This is a genomic window from Streptomyces lateritius (assembly GCF_014649715.1).
Lineage (GTDB): Bacteria > Actinomycetota > Actinomycetes > Streptomycetales > Streptomycetaceae > Streptomyces > Streptomyces lateritius.
Genome location: NZ_BMTO01000010.1, coordinates 19602 through 38767 on the forward strand (window position 1 = coordinate 19602; position 19166 = coordinate 38767).

Genomic DNA, 19166 nt, shown 5'->3' on the forward strand with positions numbered 1-19166 from the left:
CTCGGTGAGGGAGACAGCCAAGGGATGCCCCCGGCATGGTCAGCGACATCGGCAACCTTGCTGCCGTCGATCTCATCCAGCTGACCCGGTCCGTCGAGCGCAAGCTCATGATGCCGCACTACCGACCGGAGTTCATCGACTGCTGCCTCACCGGTACCGGCCTGGTCCTGGACGCGTGAACGCACGGGGTGGCCGATCGGCGAGAGGCCACCACGGTCAAAGACTCGGAGCACGCACGAAGGTGACCGGCACCGACTCCGGTATCCGCCGACGAGAGGAGCCAGGGGCGGGCAGCCCGTGTCCGCCACCGGTTCGCCCGGAACGTGCGGAGCATGGTGGGGTCTTGTTTCCCCGTGCCGGAAGCCATGGTCGACCGCATACACGCCACGATGAGCCGGCCCGGGAACTCTGCCGCCTTCATCGCCCTCGCCAGGACCGACCAGGTCGACCGGACGCCTGAACTCCGCCGGCTGCGCGCGCACACTCTGATCCTGCGCGGCGACCGCGTCGACGGCCAGCACTTCGCCAGGGACATCCCGGACAGCCGGGACGTCGTGCTCCCCGGTGTCGGTCATCTGCTGCCGGAGGAAGCACCCGCCGAAGTGGCCGACGCCCTTCTCGAATTCCTCGGCAACCCGTCATGAGCCGTCCCTACGTCGCCAGGGGCGAAGACCGCTTCCCTCGGCGATCGAGCGCCGGACGCACCCTGCTCCGCCCGCGATGTCCGTCGCCTACCAAGGACCGCACTTCACACTTCTGGCCTTCGGCCCCGAGGCCACCGAGGCGCTGCCTGAGCTGCCCTGGCCCGCCGAAGGCGCCGAACTGCGCCGCTACGCCGTCCGCACCGGGCACCGAATCGACGACGAAGGCACCCTCGCCGACAGCACCGGCCGACTGACCAGCATCTACGGCATCACCGGCGACACACTCATCCTCATCCGCCCGGACGGATACGTCGCAAGCATCATCACGTCCGACTGGACAACCGCCTTCACCGCCGCGAGCAAGGCGTTCGTGCCGAGACCACCCAGCGAAGCCTGCCCCGCGCCGCAGAGCGCTCCCGGGTGAGGTGGGGCACCATCCAGACCGGATCGGGCACACAGCTGCCTCCGATCGCCCGCACGCGGTCCCATCGGGCGCGCATTCCGGCCACCGCCCGCCAAGAACTCGGGCGAAACCCGGAAGACGTCGCTCTGGAGGAGCTCGCGCGGGCATCCGGTGTCGTGCGCCAGGACCCTGTTCGGTCACTTTCCCGGAACCCGCCCCGCCCCGCCCGGCCGGTTCGGCCGGGCGTCGAGGCCACCGCGCCCCCCTTCGTCGCAGCGACCACCGGGCCGATCGTCCAGGGCGTCAGGTGGGTGTGGGGGCGGTTTTGCTTGTCGTGGTGCCGTCTTCCTCCTGGGCCTCCGACGCGGCGGGCTGTTGCGGAGCGGGCGGGGTGCGGACCAACAGCGCGACCAGCACGGTCAGTCCGCCGAGCACGGCGCCGATGCCGAACCCCCACCGGATGCCCGCGGCCAGGGCTCCGGTGGTGTCGGCGCCATCGGCTGCTGCCGTGGCGGCCTGTCCCGACATGACACTGATGACCAGGGCGGTGCCGGCGGCTGCCGAGACCTGCTGGAGCGAGCCCAGGATGGCGGAGCCGTGCGCGTAGAGGTGAGGCGGCAGTACGGACAGGCCGGAGGTGAAGATCGGGGTGAAGACGAACGCCATACCGGCGCTCAGGGCCACGTGCAGGGCGAGCACCAGCCACGGTGAGGTCTCTTCGCCCGCGAAGGCGAACAGCGCGAGGCACAGCGCTGTCAGTACGGCTCCGGGCACGACGAGGCGTGGTGCGCCGAGCCGGTCGTAGAGCTTGCCGACCTGCGGCCCGAGCAGGCCCATCGTCAGGCCGCCGGGGATGAGGAGCAGCCCGGTCTGCAGCGAGGTCAGGCCGCACACGTCCTGCAGGTAGATCGGCAGCAGGATGAACGCGCCCATCAGGGCCATGAACGACAGGCACATCAAGGCGAGCGCCACGGAGAAGTGACGGAACGTCAGGCTGCGCAGGTCCAGCAACGGCGTGGACGTGCGCTGCAGGGACAGCTGTCGCCATACGAACAGGCCCACCAGCACGGCACCGACCACGGTCGTGGCCGACGGCGGCAGGGTGGCCTGGTCGGCGTTCCCGGCGCCGAGCCCGCTCAGGCCGTAGACCAGGGCACCGAAGCCCGCTGCCGCCAGAAGGACGGACAGCCAGTCGATCGGGCCGGCCTTCGGCTCGCCGATGTTGACCAGTTGGCGCAGGCCGAATACAGCCATGGCTCCGGCGATGGGCAGCACGGCCAGGAACAACAGCCGCCATGTCCCGAGCTGCAGCAGCACACCGGAGACCGCCGGGCCGAGGGCGGGTGCGACGGAGATGACGAGGGTGATGTTGCCCATGACCCGGCCGCGGTCGTGCGGGGGCACGAGGGTCATCAACGTCGTCATGAGCAGCGGCATCATGACGGCGGTGCCGCTTGCCTGGATGACGCGGGCGGCCAGCAGCACGGGGAAGGCGGGCGCGGCCGCGGCCAGCGCCGTGCCGGTGAGGAACAGTGCCATGGCCAGGCCGAATGCGGTCCGAGTTGTCACGCGCTGGAGGAACCACCCCGTGATCGGGATGACGACGGCCATGGTGAGCATGAAGGCCGTGGACAGCCACCCGGCGGCCGCCGCGGTGACCTCGAACTCGCGCATGAGCCGCGGGATCGCATTGACCATGATCGTCTCGTTGAGGAGAACGACGAACGTGGACAGCACGAGAATCCGCAGCACGGCGGTGACGCGGGCGGGCGAGAGGGTGGGCGTTGCGTGTGGTGCGAGCATGGCGCCTTCCGTCAGGTGAGTGCCCTCCGTGGGGCGTGACACACTGACAGACCACGGCGGCGGGAAGAACTCATCGGTGTCACCCGATCCTGCCGGTGCCGCCGCCCAGGCTCAAACCATTTTCGGACCGGACCGGCCGGGGTACGGCTCCTGGCAGGCCGGCACCGAGATGATAGTTGTCCGCCGGCGGCCTGATGCGGGGTCTTGTGGCCGTAGCCCATCTTCTTCAGACGGTGGCGCTCGGCGACGGTCAGCACCACGGGCACGGCAGAACAGGCAGGCATCGCAGGCGGGTGACTGAATCTTCCAGAGAGGCTACGCCGAATGGGGATCCCGCGCGTGGCGGCCGCAGGCTCAGGTGGCGGGCGGGGCTGTCGCGTGGCGCGTCTGCTGGGTCAGGACGGTGGTGGCGCGTTCCAGAAGTTCGCAGAGTGCGGCGTGTTCGGCGGGCGTGAACGCGTCGGTGAGCGCGCGCTCAAGGATGACCACCTCCTGGTAGGCGCGGTCCAGCAGCGCCTGACCCGCGTCGGTGAGGGTGGCGATCTGCACTTTGGCGTGCACGGGGGACGTCTCGCGGCGGATCAGTTCCTTGGTCTCCATGTTGGTCAGCACGCTGCTCATGCTCTGCTGGGTGACGCCGCAGGACCGGGCCAGTTGGGCGCCGGACATGCCGCCTTCGCGCGAGAGGATCAGCAACACGGTGTACTGCGTCATGGTCAGTCCGTAGGCACGCAGTACTGCCTCGTGGTGCGCCATCAACGCCTGCTCCGACCGCCTGATCCGGGTGCAGAGGTCGTTCTCGATCGGGGCTTTCACCGCGTACTCCCACTTCATTGACAGGTCCATGGGTTGACTCAGGAACCTTATACACCTAGCGTTCTCGACTGTAAGGATACTGAGTCAACACAGGGGGCTGTAACCATGAAGGCTGTCATTCTCGGCACCGATGACCACTACCGGGTCGCCGAACTCGACGAGCCCACCCCCGGCCCCAGGCAAGTGGCGATCCGCGTGGCCTACGCCGGGATCCAGTGGGGCGACACCATGGTCCGGGACGGCCACTTCCCCGTACCGCGCCCCTTTGTCCCTGGGTTCGAGGCATCCGGGCACATCGTCGCCGTCGGCGCGGGTATCGACGCACGCCGTGTCGGTGAGGCCGTCACCGCGCTGACCACCTCAGGCGCCTACGCCGAGGTAGTCCTGGCACCCGCCACGCTCACGTTCGACATCGGCAGCATGCCGCTGAGGGAAGCCGCAGGTCTTGGGTGGGGCGCACCGACCGCCTACGACCTGATCAACACAGCCGCGCGCGTGCGGCCCGGGGAAAGCGTGCTGATCCACGCCGCCGCCGGCTCAGTCGGCACGCTCGCCGCGCAGTTCGCCCGACTGGCCGGAGCAGGCCGGATCGTGGGCGTGGTCGGAACTGCCGACAGGGCCGACTACGCCGCGCAGTTCGGGTACGACCAGCTTCTGCTCCGCGAGGAGTTCCCGGCCAAGCTCGGCGACGAGAAGCCCGACGTCATCCTCGACCCGGTCGGCGGCTCGACCCGCACCGCCGGCCTCGAGCAGCTCGCCGCACACGGCCGACTGGTGGCATACGGCAACCTCGCCACGTACCAACCCGTCCTGGCCAACGCCAACGACCTTCTCATGCACGGCAAGTCACTCCTGACCTACAACAGCAACCTGCTCAGCCAGACCCACCCCGAGCGGCTCGCCGACAGTGCCCGCCGCGCACTCGGCCTCGTCGCCGACGGCAAGGTTCGCATGGACATCACCACCGAGTACGCCCTCGGGGACCTGGCCATGGCCGTGCAGCGCCTCGCCGAGGGCACAACCCACGGCAAAAGCATCCTCCGCGTCGCCTGACGACACGCAGAAAGCGCCGACCACGAAGCGGCTCCCGCGATGAACCCCGCCAGGACAGAAGTGATCACCTCGGACGCGGGAGCAACTCGCATATGACCTCATCACCGCTGGGCAGCGGCCTTGGCCGATGCCCAGCGTGCCGCGCCCCACACAGCCACACCGATCCGTCAAGTCCCCGCAGGGCTCTCGGAGTTGACCACCTAGTTTTTGCGTGCGGTTACCAGAGCAAAGGAGAGGAACTCTCCGCCGTCTGCGGTGAGCATGTCGATGACCGGCTGGTTGGCGCTCTGGCCGTCCGGCTGATGCTCGGCGCACGCCTGGGTCCACAGCAGCCAGTCCTGCCAGGCATCCTGCTGTAGCCGCGCGGACGTGACCTCCACCAGTTCAGTGATCGCCCACTGGAAGCGCCACCACTCCGCCGTGTGCCAGGCGATCGCTTCCCAGCCCACCACGTCCTTGATGTGGGACGGGATGGCCCCGAGATCACGGACTTCCCGTGTCATGGCGGGAGTCACCATGGCCAGTTGTCCGCCAGGGCGGAGAAACCGGACCAGGTAGGGCAGGTAGCTGTCTGCCGTACCGAAGTACTCGAACGCGTCGACGCTCACGATGGCGTCAAAGCTCTCCTCCTCGAACGGCAAGGCGTGCGCCTCCGCTCGCACAGCCTCCACCTGATCGCCGACACCCGCGTCGGCGAAAACGGCTGCCGCATCCTCGGGGGCGATCCACAAGTCGGCCGCGACGACCCGGGCGCCATATTCGCGGGCTAGGAACACCGACGTGGCGCCCTTGCCGGAACCGAGGTCGAGAATCCGCATCCCCGGGCGCAGATCAAGGTCCTGGGCGAGGTCCTCCAGCATCCACAACGGGTTCGGCCCCATGGCGAGGTTGAGCAACCAGCCAGGGTCATAGCGGGAGGAGCGCGGATAGCGGTCCGGACGTACGAGATCATTCAAGGCAGTCACGAGCACGAACCCAAGCCGATCATCGCTCCGGGCACAACCCGGTTTCGCCTCACTGCTTCGACTCCCCGCCCATGTGCAGGCGCGGCAACAGTCGATCCCGGCCCTCGGGACTGGTGGGCTCGCATGTTGATGTATCGCGCATCTCCGACGCGCGGCTGTGGCGGACGAACACCGCGGGCGACCACGGACCGCTCCAGCCGGTGTTTAAGCACACCGTTCGCCTCGACCGCGTCCGTGCGCACTGGGGCGACATGCTCCGCGTGGCCGGCTCCCTCACTCTGGGCGAGGTCCACGCCCGCGACCTGATCCGCCTGCTCTCCCGAGACGGCAAGCCCACCGGACTGGGAGACGCCTTCGCGCAGTGCGGGCGGATCTACAGGACCCTGCACCTGCTCCAGTTCGTCTCCGACGAGGGATACCGCCGAATGGTCGAAGCCCAGCTCAACGTCACCGAGGCCCGCCACCGCCTCGCTCGGAAGATCTTCTTCGGGTAGAGAGGTGAACTGCGCCAGCACTACCGCGAGGGCATGGAGGACCAGCTGGGCGCGCTCGGCCTGGCCCTGAACGCTGTGGTGCTGTTCCACAGCCTTTACCTCGACGCCGCCGTCAAGCAGCTGGCTGCCGACGGCTTCCCCGTCACCGACGAGCTCCTCGCCCGCTTGTCCCCGCTACAGTACGACCACATCGACTTCCTCGGCCGCTACGCCTTCACCCGGCGGCCCGCAGTACCGGGGCGGCGCGAGCTACGCGACCCGCACGCAGACGACGAGCCGGACGACCGCGATGACGGGCGGAGCAGGCCGTAAGGCTGAGGGGGCGGTGCGGAACAGCCACCATAGATAGCGCGCCGCCTTGACTTCTCCGGTCAGCTGATGACGAGCCTCACCAGTACCGTCCTTTGAGTAGGACGGGGCCAACAAGGAGACAGCGGGATTGGCGGTGCCGATTGAGACCGCGCGTGAGCCGGACCGGCGCGAAGTGGCTATGCGTCCGGTTTCTTCAGGACCTCGATCAAGCTGGTCGCGCTGTCGTCGGCATGGCCGGCTGCTGTGCCTCGCCGGAAAATCTCCAGGACCGCCGACGGTAACGAGGTGTCGACCCGCGCATCCTTGGCGGTCTGCAGGACATGGTCGACGCTCGCCACACCCATGGCGAGCCTTTCGATGTCGCCCGGGTACTCACCCGCGTCGATCCGCTGTGTGTAGAAGGCCAGGAAGTCTGGCATTCCTGACATAACGGATGATGCAGACGGCAGGATCTCCTCGGCCGAGACGCCGTGGGCATTCCCCAGTGCGAGGGCGTGCAGCCAGCCGACCACCGTCGTCCAGAACAGGTCCATCCCGACCTGGTAGTACAACGCCGCCAGCCCTGGGTCCTCGCCGCGGTAGTCCGTGCCGGTAAGCACCTCCAGAGCCTCCCGGTGCGCGTCGAATACCTCCTTGGGCCCGCTGTAGAAGGTGCAGAACCCGGGCTGCCCGATGCCCGGGGGTGAAGCCTGCACACCTCCGGTGAGGTACCGGGCGCGGTGTCCTGACGCCCACCGCGCAGCTCTGCGGGCACTCTCGGGCGTGTCCGAGCTGAGATTGACGAGGACCCGGCCGGACAGCGCATCGGTGGCCGACTCAAGGACGGCATACATCGCGTGGTGGTCCGTCAGGCTGAGGATCACCAGTTCGCTCGCGGCGAGCGCGCCGTGGACCGTGGCGGCCCGGTCGGCTCCCTCGTCCGCCAACTCGTCCGCCTTGCCTGCAGTCCGGTTCCAGACGGTGACCCGGTAACCCCTGCCGAGGAACGCGCTCGCCATCGCACGCCCCATCGGTCCGAGCCCAATGACCGTTACATCGCGCTTGCTCATAACACCCCTCAACATCACATCAAAGCCTGAATGTCTTTCCGGGTGAGGTTTGAACGTGCCGTTCCCTCACCGAACGACCTGTGCCGACACCTTCGAGGCCGGGTGGCCGCCGCAGCCTGTCGCAGGCGGCGTGACGGTGACCGAGATCATGGACGGATCCGCGGGAACGCGCGCCTCGGGACAGCTGTCGTATCACGCCTTCTGCGCCGGCTTCCTGAGTACTTCCGTCAGGGCCGAGATGCTGTGGTCGCCGTGACCCGCCGCAGCCGCCCGCTCCACCAGGTCGTGCAGCGGAGCGAGCCAGGCCACGTCGACGTTCGCCTCCTTGGCCAGTTCCATGTCATGGGCCGCGCCCGCGAGGAAGAGGTTCACGGAGGAGGCGGTATCGGTGTAATCACCGCCGTCGATTTCCGTGGCGTAGACCGGCAGCAGAGACTTGATCATGTCCAGCCACTTCCCGGCGAACCGCACCATGCTGCTCGCCTCCAGCCCACGAGCCTGAACGGCCGCGGCCCCCTGGAAGAAACCGACGAGTGCGGGCAGCAGCATCGCGCCCACGGCCATCTCGTACAGGGCGGCGAGGTCGGTCTCATCTCCGAGATGGACGGTGTCGCCGCCCAGTACCTTCAGCGTCGTCTCGTACTCGTCGAACACCGTCTTGTCTCCGCTGTAGTACAACAGCGTGTCCGGCGCTCCCACGGCCTCCGGCACGTTCTTGACCGCTCCGGCCAGAAACCGGGCGCCACGGCCGGTCGCCCAATCGGCCATGGCGCGGGCGGCGGCGGGCGAACCGCTGTTCAAAGTGACGAGGGCACGCCCGGACAGCGCCGCCGCAGCCGGCTCCAGGGCGGAGCGAGTGTCTTCGAAGGTGGTCAGACACGTGATGATCAGCGGGCTCGCCTCGACCGCGGCCTCCACCGCCCGGGCATGGACGGCGCCCTTGGCCACTAACGGTGCGGCCTTGGCCGGCGTGCGGTTCCACACCGTTGTCGGGTGCCCCGCGTCGGCGAACGCTCCGGCCAGCGCCCGGCCCATCGACCCCAGCCCGACGACGGTCACGGGTGTGGGGGCATCCTTGGTCATGCGTCACTCCAGTCAGCAGTCGGATGGTTGAGCAGCCACGCAATCGCCGATCAGCGCGTCAGGCGCGGCTCCCAATTCCATTCTGGAAGCCCCGCACACATTTGATCAAGTACCTACAATTCTGTTCGGTACCCACACTTTTGTCAGTAGGAGTTCTGATGACCAAGCGGACCTATATCTGCGGGCTCGACGCCGCCATCACCGTCATGGGCGGTAAGTGGAAGGGGCTAATCCTGTTTTCGCTCGGCGAGGAGGGGCCGTTGCGTTTCGGAGAATTGAGGCGGGCGGTGCCCGGTATCAGCGAAAGGATGCTGATCCTTCAACTCCGGGAGATGGAGGCCAGTGGCCTGGTGCACCGCGAGGTCTACCACCAGGTCCCGCCCAAGGTGGAGTACTCGCTGACCGAGTTCGGCAGCTCCCTCAACACGGCACTCGCACCGCTCGGGGAGTGGGGCGAGGAGCATATGGAGCGCATCGAGGCCATCCCCTAGCCAGTCCTCCATTCCTCCGGCACGTGACGCGCCGGAGGAACCTCTCGGACACTCTCGTGTTCGAGAATCGACCGATTCCGCAACAAGATCAGTAAGCGGCGGACCTGCGGCCGGAACGGCTACGGAACGAGTGCGAGAAACGGAGTCAAAAAGACGGTGTGCGCGAGAACTTGAGAGCCACCGTTCTCTGTACGATCCCGCGGGTGAAGACGCCTTCGGACGGCGACACCGCCGATCTCCTCGCCCCGGTCCCCGCAGTGCGGGGCGCGCTCGTCGGGGTACGCCCGCGTCTCGACCCACGGACAGTTGCTCGGATGTCCCGCCTCACGCTGCCGCCCGCCGTCATCACCCATGACCCGGAACCGCTGCATCAGCACCGTCGGCTCGCGATGGTCCGCCGGGTCCTCAACGACGACTCCTTGCCCATGCGGGCCAGGGTCGCCGCCGCGCTCGTTCTCCTCTACGCGCAACCCGTCAGCCGCATCGTTCGCCTCACCATCGACGACGTCACCGACGACGAGACCACCGTCACCATCCAGTTGGGAGACCCCGCCGTCCCCGCTGCCGGAGCCCGTCGCCGACCTGATGCGGGCCTACATCCAGTCCCGCCAGCACCTGCCCTACGCCAGCAGCCGAAGTTCACAGTGGCTCTTCCCCGGCCGCCAGCCCGGACAGCCGATGACCCCCGTCAGCCTCCAAGTCCATCTGCGTGAGATCGGCGTCCCGCCACAGCGCGGCAGGACCTCCGCGATCCGACAGCTCGTCCTCCAGGCCCCGCCCCCGTCATCGCGAAGGCACTCGGCTATCACGACAAGACCACCACCCGCCTGGTCACCGAGGCCGGCGGAACCTGGAGCCGATACGCCCCCGGCGACCACTGAGGAGTGTGTCGTCCCCGATGGGGCCACGTGTCTGTCAGCCCTGCTCGATATGGTCCGCATCGCAGCCAGCCGCGGAGGGACTCTGACGACAACGTTTGACGAGCTCACCGCCTGGGCCGGCACCGGGAACGTTACAAGGGCAGACTCGGCAGTCGTGTCGAGCTGGCAGATCCCCGAGGAACAGAAAGCACTACTGGTTGATGTCGGGATCCCCATCGTTGATCAGTTGATCGAGTACATATCGTTCCAGGTGGAAACAGCTCCAGTACTCCAGACGTCAGACGGCAGGTCGCTCTACCGGCTCTCCCAGAACCGCCATGGCGACCTCGTGCCCGGTCCTGGAATGGTCTGAACGTGCTGGACCGTCGCCTGGGCGAGCACCGAACCGGACGACATCGCCCGCATCGACAGCCTCACCGCCACTCCCGCCACCACCCACTGCAAGTGAGCCGCCCCGTGACGGTCCCGTCTCTCCGATCACGCTGGTAGCCCGGGAATTCAGCGACCGCGGTGGGGTCCTGGAGGGCATTGCTTCCAGGACCCCACGCAATCAGCGCAGATCGCGGTCCGGGTTCGAGATCCTGAACTTGACTACGTTCTCCCCGGTCGTCCAACGGCGGAAGCCGGCCTTCTCCAGTACTCGGACTGAGGCCGGGTTCGACAGTTCCACGTCGGCGGACACAGTGTGGACATCTGGCAAGGTAAGGGCGAAGTCGGCGAGGGCCTTGGTGGCCTCGGGGGCATAGCCTCGGCCACGCCGGGAGGCCACGATGCCGTAGCCGATCTCAAGGACCCCCTCGCTGGGCGGCCAGAACAGGCCGATGGAGCCCACCACCAGGCCGCTGTCGCGCTCGATGACCAGACGGTGACCGTAGGGGCCGAGCCAGTCGGGATACTGCTCGAAGAGGCCCGCGACCACGCGATCGCCTTCGGAGGGAAAGTCGTCCGCCCAGTGCGAGGACCAGGTGCCGTCGAGGACCGCGGTGGCCTCGCTCCTGGTCCAGGGCCGCAGAACGAGGCGCTTGGTGACTACGTCGGCGTGGACGGGTGAAGAAGAGGAAGACATGTGTCTCTCCTGGTCGTTGAAACGACCGGCCGCGCTCTGTTATCGCACGGGCCGGATGAGGGCATGCTGATGACGGCCAACGGCAGCCATATTCATCAACCCCCTCATCCCGAGATCACGCGTCTGTCGTGCTGGCGTGAGGGTAGTAGCCCCTCCTCGGCCGGGGCAACTCCTTTCCGGGCTGCTGACCGGGGCTTTCGCTCGCTGAAGGTCGTATCCCTTCGCGCGGCGGCTCGTTGCTCTGATCATGCTCAGCAGAGGGAACCTCAGCAACGACGAGTGGGCGGTCCTGGAACCGCTTCCGCACCAGGGCAACAACAACCGGTGCGGCCGGTGGCGGGACGCCCGCCAGGTGATCAACGGGATCATCCATCGACTCGGCACCGGCTGCCACTGGCGCGAGCTACCCGAACGCTTCGGCCCGTGGCAGACCCTGGAAGAAGCTGCTCCAGCACGTCCAGGCCGACGCCGACGCCACGGGCGACATCGACTGGAATATCAACATCGACTCCACCTCGATCCGCGCCCACCAGCACGCCGCAGGGGGCCCATGAAGACCCGCCGCCGGCAACGTCCGGTGCTTCGAAAGGGGCCGCGTAAAGATCAGTTCACCCTGCAGGTGCACATGCGCCCGCGCCCGTTCCCGGCGGGGGCGGTGCTCCAGGCGAAGCCCTCGGCCGCTCGCTCGGCGGGTTGACCTGCAAGCTCCACCTGAGTGCGGACGGCAAGTGCCGCCCGCTCTCCCTGGTGATCACTCCGGGGCAGCGGGCGGACTGCACCCAGCTCGAGCGAATCATGGACGAGATCCGCTTCCCCCGGCGCGGCGTCGGCAGGCCACGGCGGGTCCCGGAGAGCGTCGGCGCCGACAAGGCATACAGCAACGGCGTGATCCGCGCCTACCTGCGGCGACGCGGTATCCGGCACGTGCTCCCGGAGAAGAGCGATACCACGACGGCCCGCCTGCGCAGAGGTTCACGTGGCAGCCGACCCGCCCACTTCGACAAGATCCGGTACAACCAGGAACACTGTCGAGCGGGCGATCAACAGAATCAAGCACCTCCGGGCGGTGGCCACTCGCTACGACTGTGAGGATGTTCGGTGCCGCTCCGGGCGGTGGTCTGACTCGCGCTACGACTGGCCCTGGTGCCTTGCGTTTGATCTGCAATGCATGGAGGGGCCCTGGTGCCGTACGGCACCAGGGCCCCGAAGGAACTTCTACACCACGTGCCGACCGTGATACCGCGCCGGCCTTTTGTGTCCGCGTACCCGACCCAGTTGCTGCCGGGAGCGCGGGGATCGCGGTTGCTTGACCGGAGACCACCTCACTATCGATGTCCTGCGGTACCCGGACTCGAGACTTCCGTCCGGGCGATCCTGATGGTGCTTCGTTCCTCCGTTCTTCCCTCGGTGATCAACTTCCTACCATCGGGGTACTGCGTACTGCGGGCGATGCGAATAGCTCAGCGACCTGTGACAGCGTCACTCTTCGGCAGCCAGCCCCGTCGCCCATCCTGCGTCTGCTCTGGCTTAGAACCCCACTGCCGAACTTCCCGGTGCGCGCGCCCGCAGCCCGACGCCTTCACCGAGGTACCGCGTACTGCTTCACTGCTGGGTACTACGAACTGCACTCACGGGTACCGCAACTGCCATGACCGCGGCCCCGCTGATGGCGGCCCCTGATCACTGCGGGCCACTCGGTCCGGCCGTCAGCCCCGTCGCCGTCCTGCAACCACCCTGGCTTCGGAAATCCACCGCCGCACCGTCCTGCAACTACGTGTACTGCTGCTACTGCTTGCCGGCAGTTCGTCTCTGCCAGGCCCTGCTGTCTTTCTGGGCTACGAGAGAAACCATAACCACACCACCACCCAATGTCTACTCCAGCCACGATAGATTTTTGTGTGTCCGGCAGTGAGGTAATCAACGTCGAACAGTGACGCGCGTGAGGTACAGCGCGGTCACACCGGGGTAACCGCTGCATGTCGGGGCGCATGCAGCGGACATGGCGGAACGGGCATGGGCGATCCAGAGACCAGGGGACCTGATGGACACGATGAGCGTCGACGTCGCGACCGACCGCCCCGCCGGGTCCGCCGCCGTGGCACGTGACAGCGCCCGGTTCTTCCTCGAAGGGCTCGTGCCCACGCTCGCATCCGAGGCCGCCGACACCGTGCTCCTGGGGGTCTCGGAGCTCGTCACCAACGCCCTTCGCCACGGCGGCGGCACCCGCACCCTTGACCTGACGGCCAACCCCGGCAGCATTGAGGTGGCCGTGCACGACTACAGCCCGCACGTCCCGCGCATGCGCACCCCAGACCTCAACGGCGGCACCGGAGGCTTCGGCTGGCCCATGGTCAACCGACTCGCCACAGCGACCGCGGTCACCCGCCGGGCGACCGGAGGAAAGCCCGTGCGCGCCCTACTCCCCCGGTAGCGCTGAAGCGCAGGGGACGGCCGGGGCACCGGCCCTGCCGCCCCTGGAGCGCTCTTGCCCATGACTGCTGTCAACGCGGCCGAGCCCGCTCGTTGCTGTGGCCAGGAGCTGTCCTCGCTGCTCGGCGGCCTCGACCAGTCAACGTGGCGGGACGAGGGCACTGCCCCCGGCCTGGCTTGAGGCTTGCTCAGGGGCCTCGCGCAGCTCCTGGACCTACCGGCCCTGGCAGTGGACGTCTCCTGGATGCGGCGGCCTGCGAGTTCTCCTCGACAGGTCATTCTTCTTCACCTGCTCTGTCCGGGGCGGGCAGATGGATCGAGGCGAGCTTGGCCGGGTCGACGACGATGTGGATGCCGGTGATTCGGCCTCCGATGACGGTGAAGGCGATGACAGAGAGCGGGGTTCCGTCGGAACACCAGGACATGTGGCCGGGGATGCCGTTGAGCAGCACGGGTCGGTGGCGGGCGACCTCGCCGGAGAACATGCGGGCGCCGGTGGCGACCTTGGTGGCGCCGAGAGTGACGACCACGCCGTCGGGGGTGTCGACGGTCAGCTTCACGTTCGGGTCGAGGACGCGCAGGAGCGCCTCGAAGTCGCCGCTGGCGGCGGCGGCTTGGAATGCCTGGACGACCTCCCGATGCCCGCCGCCGAGGCCTGCCGGCCGGTCCGTGGCTCGGACCTTGCGGCGGGCACGGCTGGCGATCATCTTGGTGGCGCCGGTGGATTTGCCCAGGATCTGGCCGATTTCCTGGAACGGGACCGCGAACATGTCGTGCAGGACGAACGCCAGGCGTTCGCCCGGGGTGAGCGAGTCGAGCACGACGAGCAGGGCGAGGCCGACCGAATCGGCCAGCGCCACCTGCTCGTCCGGCGCGGGGGCATCGTCGGGTGTCACCACGAGGTTCGCGAATTCTTGCTCGTAGGCGGTTTCGGGGTGGGCTCGGCGGGATCTCAGGAGGTCCAGGCTGATTCGGCCGACCACGGTGGTCAGCCAGCCCGCCAGATTGCCGATGGTGGCCTCGTCCTGGCGGACGAGGCGCATCCAGGCTTCCTGGACCACGTCCTCGGCGTCGGCGTGCGAGCCAAGGACGCGGTATGCGACGGCGCGGAGGCGGTCGCGCTGGGCTTCGAACGCCTCGGTCACGTGGCCGGGCGGGTGGGCGGTCACGGCTTGAGCTGCTGACGGAGCGAGATCCGGTTGCCGTCCGGGTCCACCGCCTCGATGCGGACCCCGAACGGATAGTCCACAGGTTCGGACTCTTCGAAGACGACGCCGCGTCGGCGCATGATCTCGAAGTCGTTTCGCAAGTCCTCGGATTCGAGGATCAGCGGACCGGGCGCGCCTGCGCCGCCCGGCTGTCCCGCGGCCGGCGCATGCGACCACAGGATGATCTGTACCGGGCTGTCGGGAACGCCGACGGTGAGGAAACGTCCGTCGGGCCCCGGGAAGTCGAGCCGCTTCTCCAGGCCGAGTCGCTCGGTGTAGAACTCCAGCGCGCGGTCCTGATCGGTGACGTAGATCGTCACGTACATGATGTTGGTCAGCAACCTGTTATCGATTCACTCGTTGGTGTGACGACCGTTCGTATGCGGCCATCGCACCTATGACGAGTGCTGACTGGAGAAGGTAACAGGGGAGGTCGCCACGGCACGCGGCGGTCAAGGACGCCGGCGATCCAAGGACCAGAGTTCATGCACGCCGGCGTTGTTCTCGCCCACAACCACGGTGACGGCCTGGCGCGGCGGGACATCCATGTCCAGCAGCGACTTGAACCCCTTGGCCTTAATCCGCCCCAGAAACAACGCCTACCTCTCTGCTTCCCTTCCGCGCAGATCATCGGAATGACCCGGCTGACGAACGCATTTTCCCTGACTGAACCTTCCACGGTGGGGGCGGACTTCGGTCTTCGCCTGGGGACCGACCTCACTGGTCCTGTGGCTGCATGGGTCACGTCCGACTTGATCCACTGCCACGCCTGATCCATGCCGAATGTCGGAGTTCTACGCCGCGCAGTCAGCACCAAGTCAGCACGGGACAGGTGATCAGGGGTGCTGACGTGCGGTTTCAGGTCAGCACCAAACCGGCACGGGAGTCCACACCGGGCCTCCAGAACATGCCGAACAGTGCAACTCGGGCAGCCCTCCATCGCTCTTCGAAATGGCCCTCGAACCAGCGCCGATATGCCTCGCATGGTGGCCCCGCGCACACCCGACCCCAGAACTATGGTGTCCCGCCACATACGCCCCTGACCTGCACGTTCCTACGGTATGGCGACACGCAAACGTCCCCGTCACACGCCAGGAAGTGGTGCCGATGTCCACCCCCGCGACCGCTCCGCCAGCCCCCTCCAGCCTCAAGCGCATCGTCGCCGCGAGTCTCATCGGCACCACCATCGAGTGGTACGACTTCTTTCTGTACGGGTCGGCCGCCGCGCTGGTCTTCAACAAGCTGTTCTTTCCCGAGTCCGATCCGCTGGTCGGGACGCTGCTGTCCTTCCTGACCTACGCGGTCGGGTTCGCCGCCCGGCCGCTGGGCGCGCTCGTCTTCGGGCACTACGGTGACCGGCTCGGGCGTAAGAAGCTGCTGGTGCTGAGCCTGCTGCTGATGGGTGGGGCGACCTTCGCGATCGGCCTGCTGCCCACGCACGCGACCATCGGGTCCGCCGCTCCCGTTCTGCTCACCGTGTTGCGGCTGGTGCAGGGGTTCGCGCTCGGCGGCGAGTGGGGCGGGGCCGTGCTGCTCGTCTCGGAGCACGGGGACGCCGAACGGCGCGGGTTCTGGGCCTCGTGGCCGCAGACCGGGGCGCCGGCGGGTCAGCTGCTCGCGACCGGTGTGCTGTCCGCGCTCACCGCGCTCCTCTCCGACGCGGCGTTCCTCTCATGGGGCTGGCGCATACCGTTCCTGCTCTCCGGTGTGCTGGTGATCGTCGGTCTGTGGATCCGGCTGTCGGTCGACGAGTCGCCCGTGTTCAAGGCGGCGCTCGCCGCCGCCGCCGAGCGCAAGGCCGCCGCCGGGCAGGTCGAGAAGATGCCGCTGGTCGCCGTGCTGAAGCACCACTGGCGCGATGTGCTGATCGCGATGGGCGCCCGCATGGCGGAGAACATCTCCTACTACGTCATCACCGCGTTCATCCTCGTCTACGCGACGACCCAGGTCGGCCTCTCCAAGCAGACCGCGCTGAACACCGTCCTGATCGCCTCCGCCGTCCACTTCGCCGTCATCCCCGCCTGGGGCGCGCTCTCCGACCGGATCGGCCGCCGGCCGGTCTACCTGATCGGCGCGATCGGTGTCGGCGCCTGGATGTTCCCGTTCTTCGCGCTGATCGACTCCGGAAGCTTCGGATCGCTGCTGCTCGCGGTGACGGTGGGCCTGGTGCTGCACGGAGCGATGTACGCGCCGCAGGCCGCGTTCTTCTCCGAGATGTTCGCGACCCGCATGCGGTACTCCGGCGCCTCGATCGGCGCGCAGTTCTCGTCCGTCGCCGCCGGTGCGCCCGCGCCGCTCATCGCGACCGCGCTGCTCGCCGACTACGGTTCCTCGACGCCGATCTCCCTCTATGTGATCGCCGCCGCGCTGCTCACGATCGTCGCCATCGGCTGCGCCCGCGAGACACGCAACCGCGACCTCTCCGAGGTCGCCGAGGACGCCCCCGTGGACGCGGCGCCGGTCCGCGCCGACGCCTGAGATCGCACCGCCACGGCACGCACGAGGAAGGCGCCGGTCCCGTAAGGGGCCGGCGCCTTCGACGTGTTCAGCGGGCGACCGCGGCCGACATCGCGTGCAGCCGCAGGGCGAGCTGGATCTCCAGCGCCCGGGCCGGCGACTGCCAGTCCGGGCCGAGCAGGCGACCGATCCGCTCGATGCGCTGCGCGACCGTGTTCACGTGGACGTGCAGATCGTCCTTCGTCCGGGCGGGGCTCATCCCGCTCGCGAAGTACGCGTCCATCGTCCGCACCAGGTCCGTGCCGCGACGCCGGTCGTACGCGACGACCTGGCCGATCGTCCGGTCGACGAAGCCCTCGATGTCCCGGGTGTCGGCGAGCAGCAGGCCGAGGAAACCGAGGTCCTCGGCCGCCGCGCCCTCGCCCGCGCGGTGCAGCAGGCGCAGCGCGTCCAGGCAGCGGCGGGCCTCGCCGTACGCGGCGGCGACCCGGCCCGGCCGGGCGAGGGGCGAGTCGACGGGGGCCGAGGCGCCCACCGTGACCGGCTCGCGCAGCGCGCCGCCGAGGTGCTTGGCGGTCTGCCGGGCCAGCTCGGCCGCGCTCTCGCCCGGCCCGAGCGGCAGGAGCAGCACCGTCCCCCCGTCGCGCGCGGAGGCCAGGCCCCCGTGGGTGGCGGCCAGATGGGAGGCGGCCGACCACAGGCGCTGCCGGTCCGCGCTCTCCCGTACGCCGCTGTCCGCCTCTCCCCCGGCCCCGGCCCGGTCGATGCGGGCGGCGAGCACCACATGGGGCGCGTCCACGTCCGTACGGAGCCGGGCGGCGCGTTCGCGCAGCAGGCGGCGGTCGCGGTCGGGGGCGTCGAGGAGGTCGTCGAGGAGTTCGCCCCGTACCCGCTGTTCGGCCTCGCCCGCCGACCGGCGGGCGAGCAGCAGCAGGGAGGTGACCAGGCCGGCGCGCTCCAGGGTGCGCTGGTCGACGGGGTCGAGGTCGGGCTGACCGTGCAGGACGAGGGCGCCGAAGCTCTCGCCGCCGGCGGAGACGGCGGCCACCCAGCGGTCGCCGTCGCGCAGCGCGTGGCCGTCCGCGAGCTTGGCGGTGTCGAGCCCGCGCTCGATGAACTCCACCCTGCCGCCGAGGACTTCGGAGACCGCGTCGGCCACGTCGTGGACACCGCCGCCGCGCAGGACGAGTTCGGTGAGGCGGTCGTGAACCTCCGAGGCGCGCTCGATGACACCGCTGTGTTCGCGGATGATGTCGTTGGCCCGCTCCAGTTCGGCCAGGGCGGACCGGGTCTCGGCGAGCAGGTTGGCCGTGTCGATGGCGACGGCGGCGTGCGCGGCGAAGGAGCCGAGCAGGGCGACCTGTTCCCGTTCGAAGACCCGGGCGCGCCGGTCGGCGGCGAACAGCACGCCGATGACCTGGCTGCCCAGGGTCAGCGGCACACCGAGGATGGCGACGAGCCCCTCGTCCCCCACGGCCGAGTCGATGGTGCGGGTGTGCTGGAAGCGGGCGTCGTCGAAGTAGTTGTCGGTGACGTAGGGGCGGGCGGTCTGGGCGACGAGGCCGCCGAGCCCCTCGCCCATGCCGAGGCGGAGCTGCTGGAAGCGGGCGGATACCGAACCCTCGGTGACCCGCATGTACGTGTCGCCGGCGGCGGGGTCGTTGAGGCTGAGGTAGGCGACCTCGGTACCGAGGAGGGAACGGGCGCGCTGGACGATGGCGCGGAGCACCGCGTCGAGGTCGCGCAGTCCCGCGAGGTCGTGGGCGGTCTCGAAGAGGGCGGAGAGCTCAGCCTCTCGCCGCCGTCTCCCCTCCAGCTCCGCCCGCACGCGCAGGGCGAGCTGCTTGGCCTTCTCGAGCTCGGCCAGCGCCTCGGGGCCCGCGCCGCTCGCACGGGCGAGCAGCACGGGTCGGTCGTACGCCTCCGCCGCGGCTCCTCGTGCGAGCAGTTCCAGGTAGGAGACCTGTTCTTGGGACATGGACACAGGGATACCTGCCGTACGGGTGGTGGC

At 68.5% G+C, this 19166-nt stretch carries 19 protein-coding genes and 2 pseudogenes; 12 read left to right on the forward strand and 9 right to left on the reverse strand.

Going from position 1 to position 19166, the window contains the following annotated elements; translation table 11 throughout:
* Positions 1-35: 35 nt before the first annotated feature.
* The 4 genes and pseudogenes from IE136_RS20940 to IE136_RS35865 form a co-directional block, all read left to right on the forward strand.
* On the forward strand, positions 36-179 hold the full coding sequence (locus tag IE136_RS20940; protein WP_189601100.1) for a hypothetical protein: 144 nt from the start codon (positions 36-38) through the stop codon (positions 177-179).
* A gap of 210 nt (positions 180-389) precedes the next feature.
* Positions 390-644 (forward strand): alpha/beta fold hydrolase, encoded by a 255-nt coding sequence (locus IE136_RS20945; protein WP_189601101.1) that lies wholly within the window; start codon positions 390-392, stop codon positions 642-644.
* Between the two features lie 76 nt (positions 645-720).
* Entirely contained in the window at positions 721-1068 is a 348-nt protein-coding gene (locus IE136_RS20950; protein WP_189601102.1) for a hypothetical protein, read from the forward strand.
* A gap of 35 nt (positions 1069-1103) precedes the next feature.
* Positions 1104-1257, forward strand: a pseudogene (locus tag IE136_RS35865) (TetR/AcrR family transcriptional regulator); the annotation flags it as partial.
* 93 nt (positions 1258-1350) lie between these two features.
* Here IE136_RS35865 and IE136_RS20955 read toward each other — a convergent pair.
* Positions 1351-2850 carry a DHA2 family efflux MFS transporter permease subunit gene (locus tag IE136_RS20955; RefSeq protein ID WP_189601103.1) on the reverse strand — a complete coding sequence of 500 codons (1500 nt, stop codon included), beginning with the start codon at positions 2848-2850 and terminating at the stop codon, positions 1351-1353.
* 354 nt (positions 2851-3204) lie between these two features.
* Positions 3205-3696: a MarR family winged helix-turn-helix transcriptional regulator gene (locus IE136_RS20960; protein WP_189601104.1), complete on the reverse strand. Its 492-nt coding sequence runs from the start codon at positions 3694-3696 to the stop codon at positions 3205-3207.
* A gap of 75 nt (positions 3697-3771) precedes the next feature.
* Between IE136_RS20960 and IE136_RS20965 the strand changes: the two genes are divergently transcribed.
* The gene (locus IE136_RS20965) at positions 3772-4719 is read left to right on the forward strand and encodes a quinone oxidoreductase family protein (protein WP_189601105.1); all 948 of its coding nucleotides are present in this window, start codon (positions 3772-3774) and stop codon (positions 4717-4719) included.
* 200 nt (positions 4720-4919) lie between these two features.
* Here the strand turns inward: IE136_RS20965 and IE136_RS20970 are convergent, their stop codons facing one another.
* Complete coding sequence (locus IE136_RS20970; RefSeq protein WP_158984751.1) at positions 4920-5690, reverse strand: SAM-dependent methyltransferase; 771 nt, start codon at positions 5688-5690, stop codon at positions 4920-4922.
* Between the two features lie 65 nt (positions 5691-5755).
* Between IE136_RS20970 and IE136_RS35870 the strand changes: the two are divergent.
* Positions 5756-6490 (forward strand): annotated as a pseudogene (locus tag IE136_RS35870) (Tn3 family transposase).
* Between the two features lie 176 nt (positions 6491-6666).
* Here IE136_RS35870 and IE136_RS20985 read toward each other — a convergent pair.
* Both IE136_RS20985 and IE136_RS20990 read right to left on the reverse strand, forming a co-directional pair.
* Complete coding sequence (locus IE136_RS20985; RefSeq protein WP_189601107.1) at positions 6667-7539, reverse strand: NAD(P)-dependent oxidoreductase; 873 nt, start codon at positions 7537-7539, stop codon at positions 6667-6669.
* Positions 7540-7731: 192 nt separating this feature from the next.
* Positions 7732-8622: an NAD(P)-dependent oxidoreductase gene (locus IE136_RS20990; protein WP_189601108.1), complete on the reverse strand. Its 891-nt coding sequence runs from the start codon at positions 8620-8622 to the stop codon at positions 7732-7734.
* 158 nt (positions 8623-8780) lie between these two features.
* Between IE136_RS20990 and IE136_RS20995 the strand changes: the two genes are divergently transcribed.
* Together IE136_RS20995 and IE136_RS21000 are read left to right on the forward strand one after the other, a co-directional pair.
* Positions 8781-9113 carry a winged helix-turn-helix transcriptional regulator gene (locus tag IE136_RS20995; protein ID WP_158984761.1) on the forward strand — a complete coding sequence of 111 codons (333 nt, stop codon included), beginning with the start codon at positions 8781-8783 and terminating at the stop codon, positions 9111-9113.
* Positions 9114-10043: 930 nt separating this feature from the next.
* Positions 10044-10346 (forward strand): SUKH-4 family immunity protein, encoded by a 303-nt coding sequence (locus IE136_RS21000; protein ID WP_229819002.1) that lies wholly within the window; start codon positions 10044-10046, stop codon positions 10344-10346.
* A 198-nt stretch (positions 10347-10544) separates the two neighbouring features.
* Here IE136_RS21000 and IE136_RS21005 read toward each other — a convergent pair whose 3' ends face one another.
* A complete protein-coding gene (locus IE136_RS21005) occupies positions 10545-11060 on the reverse strand; it encodes a GNAT family N-acetyltransferase (protein WP_158984765.1) in 516 nt (171 codons plus the stop codon).
* 247 nt (positions 11061-11307) lie between these two features.
* On the opposite strand from IE136_RS21005, the gene IE136_RS35875 reads away from it, so the two are divergent.
* The 3 genes from IE136_RS35875 to IE136_RS21015 all read left to right on the forward strand — a co-directional run bounded on the left by IE136_RS35875 (position 11308) and on the right by IE136_RS21015 (position 13491).
* The gene (locus IE136_RS35875; protein ID WP_198422431.1) at positions 11308-11757 is read left to right on the forward strand and encodes a transposase; all 450 of its coding nucleotides are present in this window, start codon (positions 11308-11310) and stop codon (positions 11755-11757) included.
* On the forward strand, positions 11754-12149 hold the full coding sequence (locus IE136_RS35880; protein ID WP_229819003.1) for a transposase: 396 nt from the start codon (positions 11754-11756) through the stop codon (positions 12147-12149). Before IE136_RS35875 ends, IE136_RS35880 begins: the two co-directional genes overlap by 4 nt.
* Before the next feature lie 952 nt (positions 12150-13101).
* A complete protein-coding gene (locus tag IE136_RS21015) occupies positions 13102-13491 on the forward strand; it encodes an ATP-binding protein (protein ID WP_189601109.1) in 390 nt (129 codons plus the stop codon).
* Between the two features lie 274 nt (positions 13492-13765).
* Here IE136_RS21015 and IE136_RS21020 read toward each other — a convergent pair whose 3' ends face one another.
* Together IE136_RS21020 and IE136_RS21025 are read right to left on the reverse strand one after the other, a co-directional pair.
* The gene (locus IE136_RS21020) at positions 13766-14659 is read right to left on the reverse strand and encodes a sigma-70 family RNA polymerase sigma factor (RefSeq protein ID WP_158984769.1); all 894 of its coding nucleotides are present in this window, start codon (positions 14657-14659) and stop codon (positions 13766-13768) included.
* Complete coding sequence (locus tag IE136_RS21025; protein WP_189601110.1) at positions 14656-15039, reverse strand: VOC family protein; 384 nt, start codon at positions 15037-15039, stop codon at positions 14656-14658. The genes IE136_RS21020 and IE136_RS21025 overlap by 4 nt, the downstream gene beginning before the upstream one ends.
* 766 nt (positions 15040-15805) lie before the next feature.
* Between IE136_RS21025 and IE136_RS21030 the strand changes: the two genes are divergently transcribed.
* Positions 15806-17176, forward strand: coding sequence for an MFS transporter (locus tag IE136_RS21030; protein ID WP_158984773.1), 1371 nt, complete (start codon positions 15806-15808; stop codon positions 17174-17176).
* Positions 17177-17243: 67 nt separating this feature from the next.
* Here the strand turns inward: IE136_RS21030 and IE136_RS21035 are convergent, their stop codons facing one another.
* Positions 17244-19133 (reverse strand): helix-turn-helix domain-containing protein, encoded by a 1890-nt coding sequence (locus IE136_RS21035; protein ID WP_189601111.1) that lies wholly within the window; start codon positions 19131-19133, stop codon positions 17244-17246.
* Positions 19134-19166 lie beyond the last annotated feature (33 nt).

Bases quoted from the DNA above. Each gene is read 5' to 3' on its own strand.
- IE136_RS20940 (WP_189601100.1), top strand. From the start codon at position 36: ATGGTCAGCGACATCGGCAACCTTGCTGCCGTCGATCTCATCCAGCTG.
- IE136_RS20945 (WP_189601101.1), top strand. From the start codon at position 390: ATGAGCCGGCCCGGGAACTCTGCCGCCTTCATCGCCCTCGCCAGGACC.
- IE136_RS20950 (WP_189601102.1), top strand. From the start codon at position 721: ATGTCCGTCGCCTACCAAGGACCGCACTTCACACTTCTGGCCTTCGGC.
- IE136_RS20955 (WP_189601103.1), bottom strand. From the start codon at position 2,850: ATGCTCGCACCACACGCAACGCCCACCCTCTCGCCCGCCCGCGTCACC.
- IE136_RS20960 (WP_189601104.1), bottom strand. From the start codon at position 3,696: ATGGACCTGTCAATGAAGTGGGAGTACGCGGTGAAAGCCCCGATCGAG.
- IE136_RS20965 (WP_189601105.1), top strand. From the start codon at position 3,772: ATGAAGGCTGTCATTCTCGGCACCGATGACCACTACCGGGTCGCCGAA.
- IE136_RS20985 (WP_189601107.1), bottom strand. From the start codon at position 7,539: ATGAGCAAGCGCGATGTAACGGTCATTGGGCTCGGACCGATGGGGCGT.
- IE136_RS20990 (WP_189601108.1), bottom strand. From the start codon at position 8,622: ATGACCAAGGATGCCCCCACACCCGTGACCGTCGTCGGGCTGGGGTCG.
- IE136_RS20995 (WP_158984761.1), top strand. From the start codon at position 8,781: ATGACCAAGCGGACCTATATCTGCGGGCTCGACGCCGCCATCACCGTC.
- IE136_RS21000 (WP_229819002.1), top strand. From the start codon at position 10,044: ATGGTCCGCATCGCAGCCAGCCGCGGAGGGACTCTGACGACAACGTTT.
- IE136_RS21005 (WP_158984765.1), bottom strand. From the start codon at position 11,060: ATGTCTTCCTCTTCTTCACCCGTCCACGCCGACGTAGTCACCAAGCGC.
- IE136_RS35875 (WP_198422431.1), top strand. From the start codon at position 11,308: ATGCTCAGCAGAGGGAACCTCAGCAACGACGAGTGGGCGGTCCTGGAA.
- IE136_RS21015 (WP_189601109.1), top strand. From the start codon at position 13,102: ATGGACACGATGAGCGTCGACGTCGCGACCGACCGCCCCGCCGGGTCC.
- IE136_RS21030 (WP_158984773.1), top strand. From the start codon at position 15,806: ATGTCCACCCCCGCGACCGCTCCGCCAGCCCCCTCCAGCCTCAAGCGC.
- IE136_RS21035 (WP_189601111.1), bottom strand. From the start codon at position 19,133: ATGTCCCAAGAACAGGTCTCCTACCTGGAACTGCTCGCACGAGGAGCC.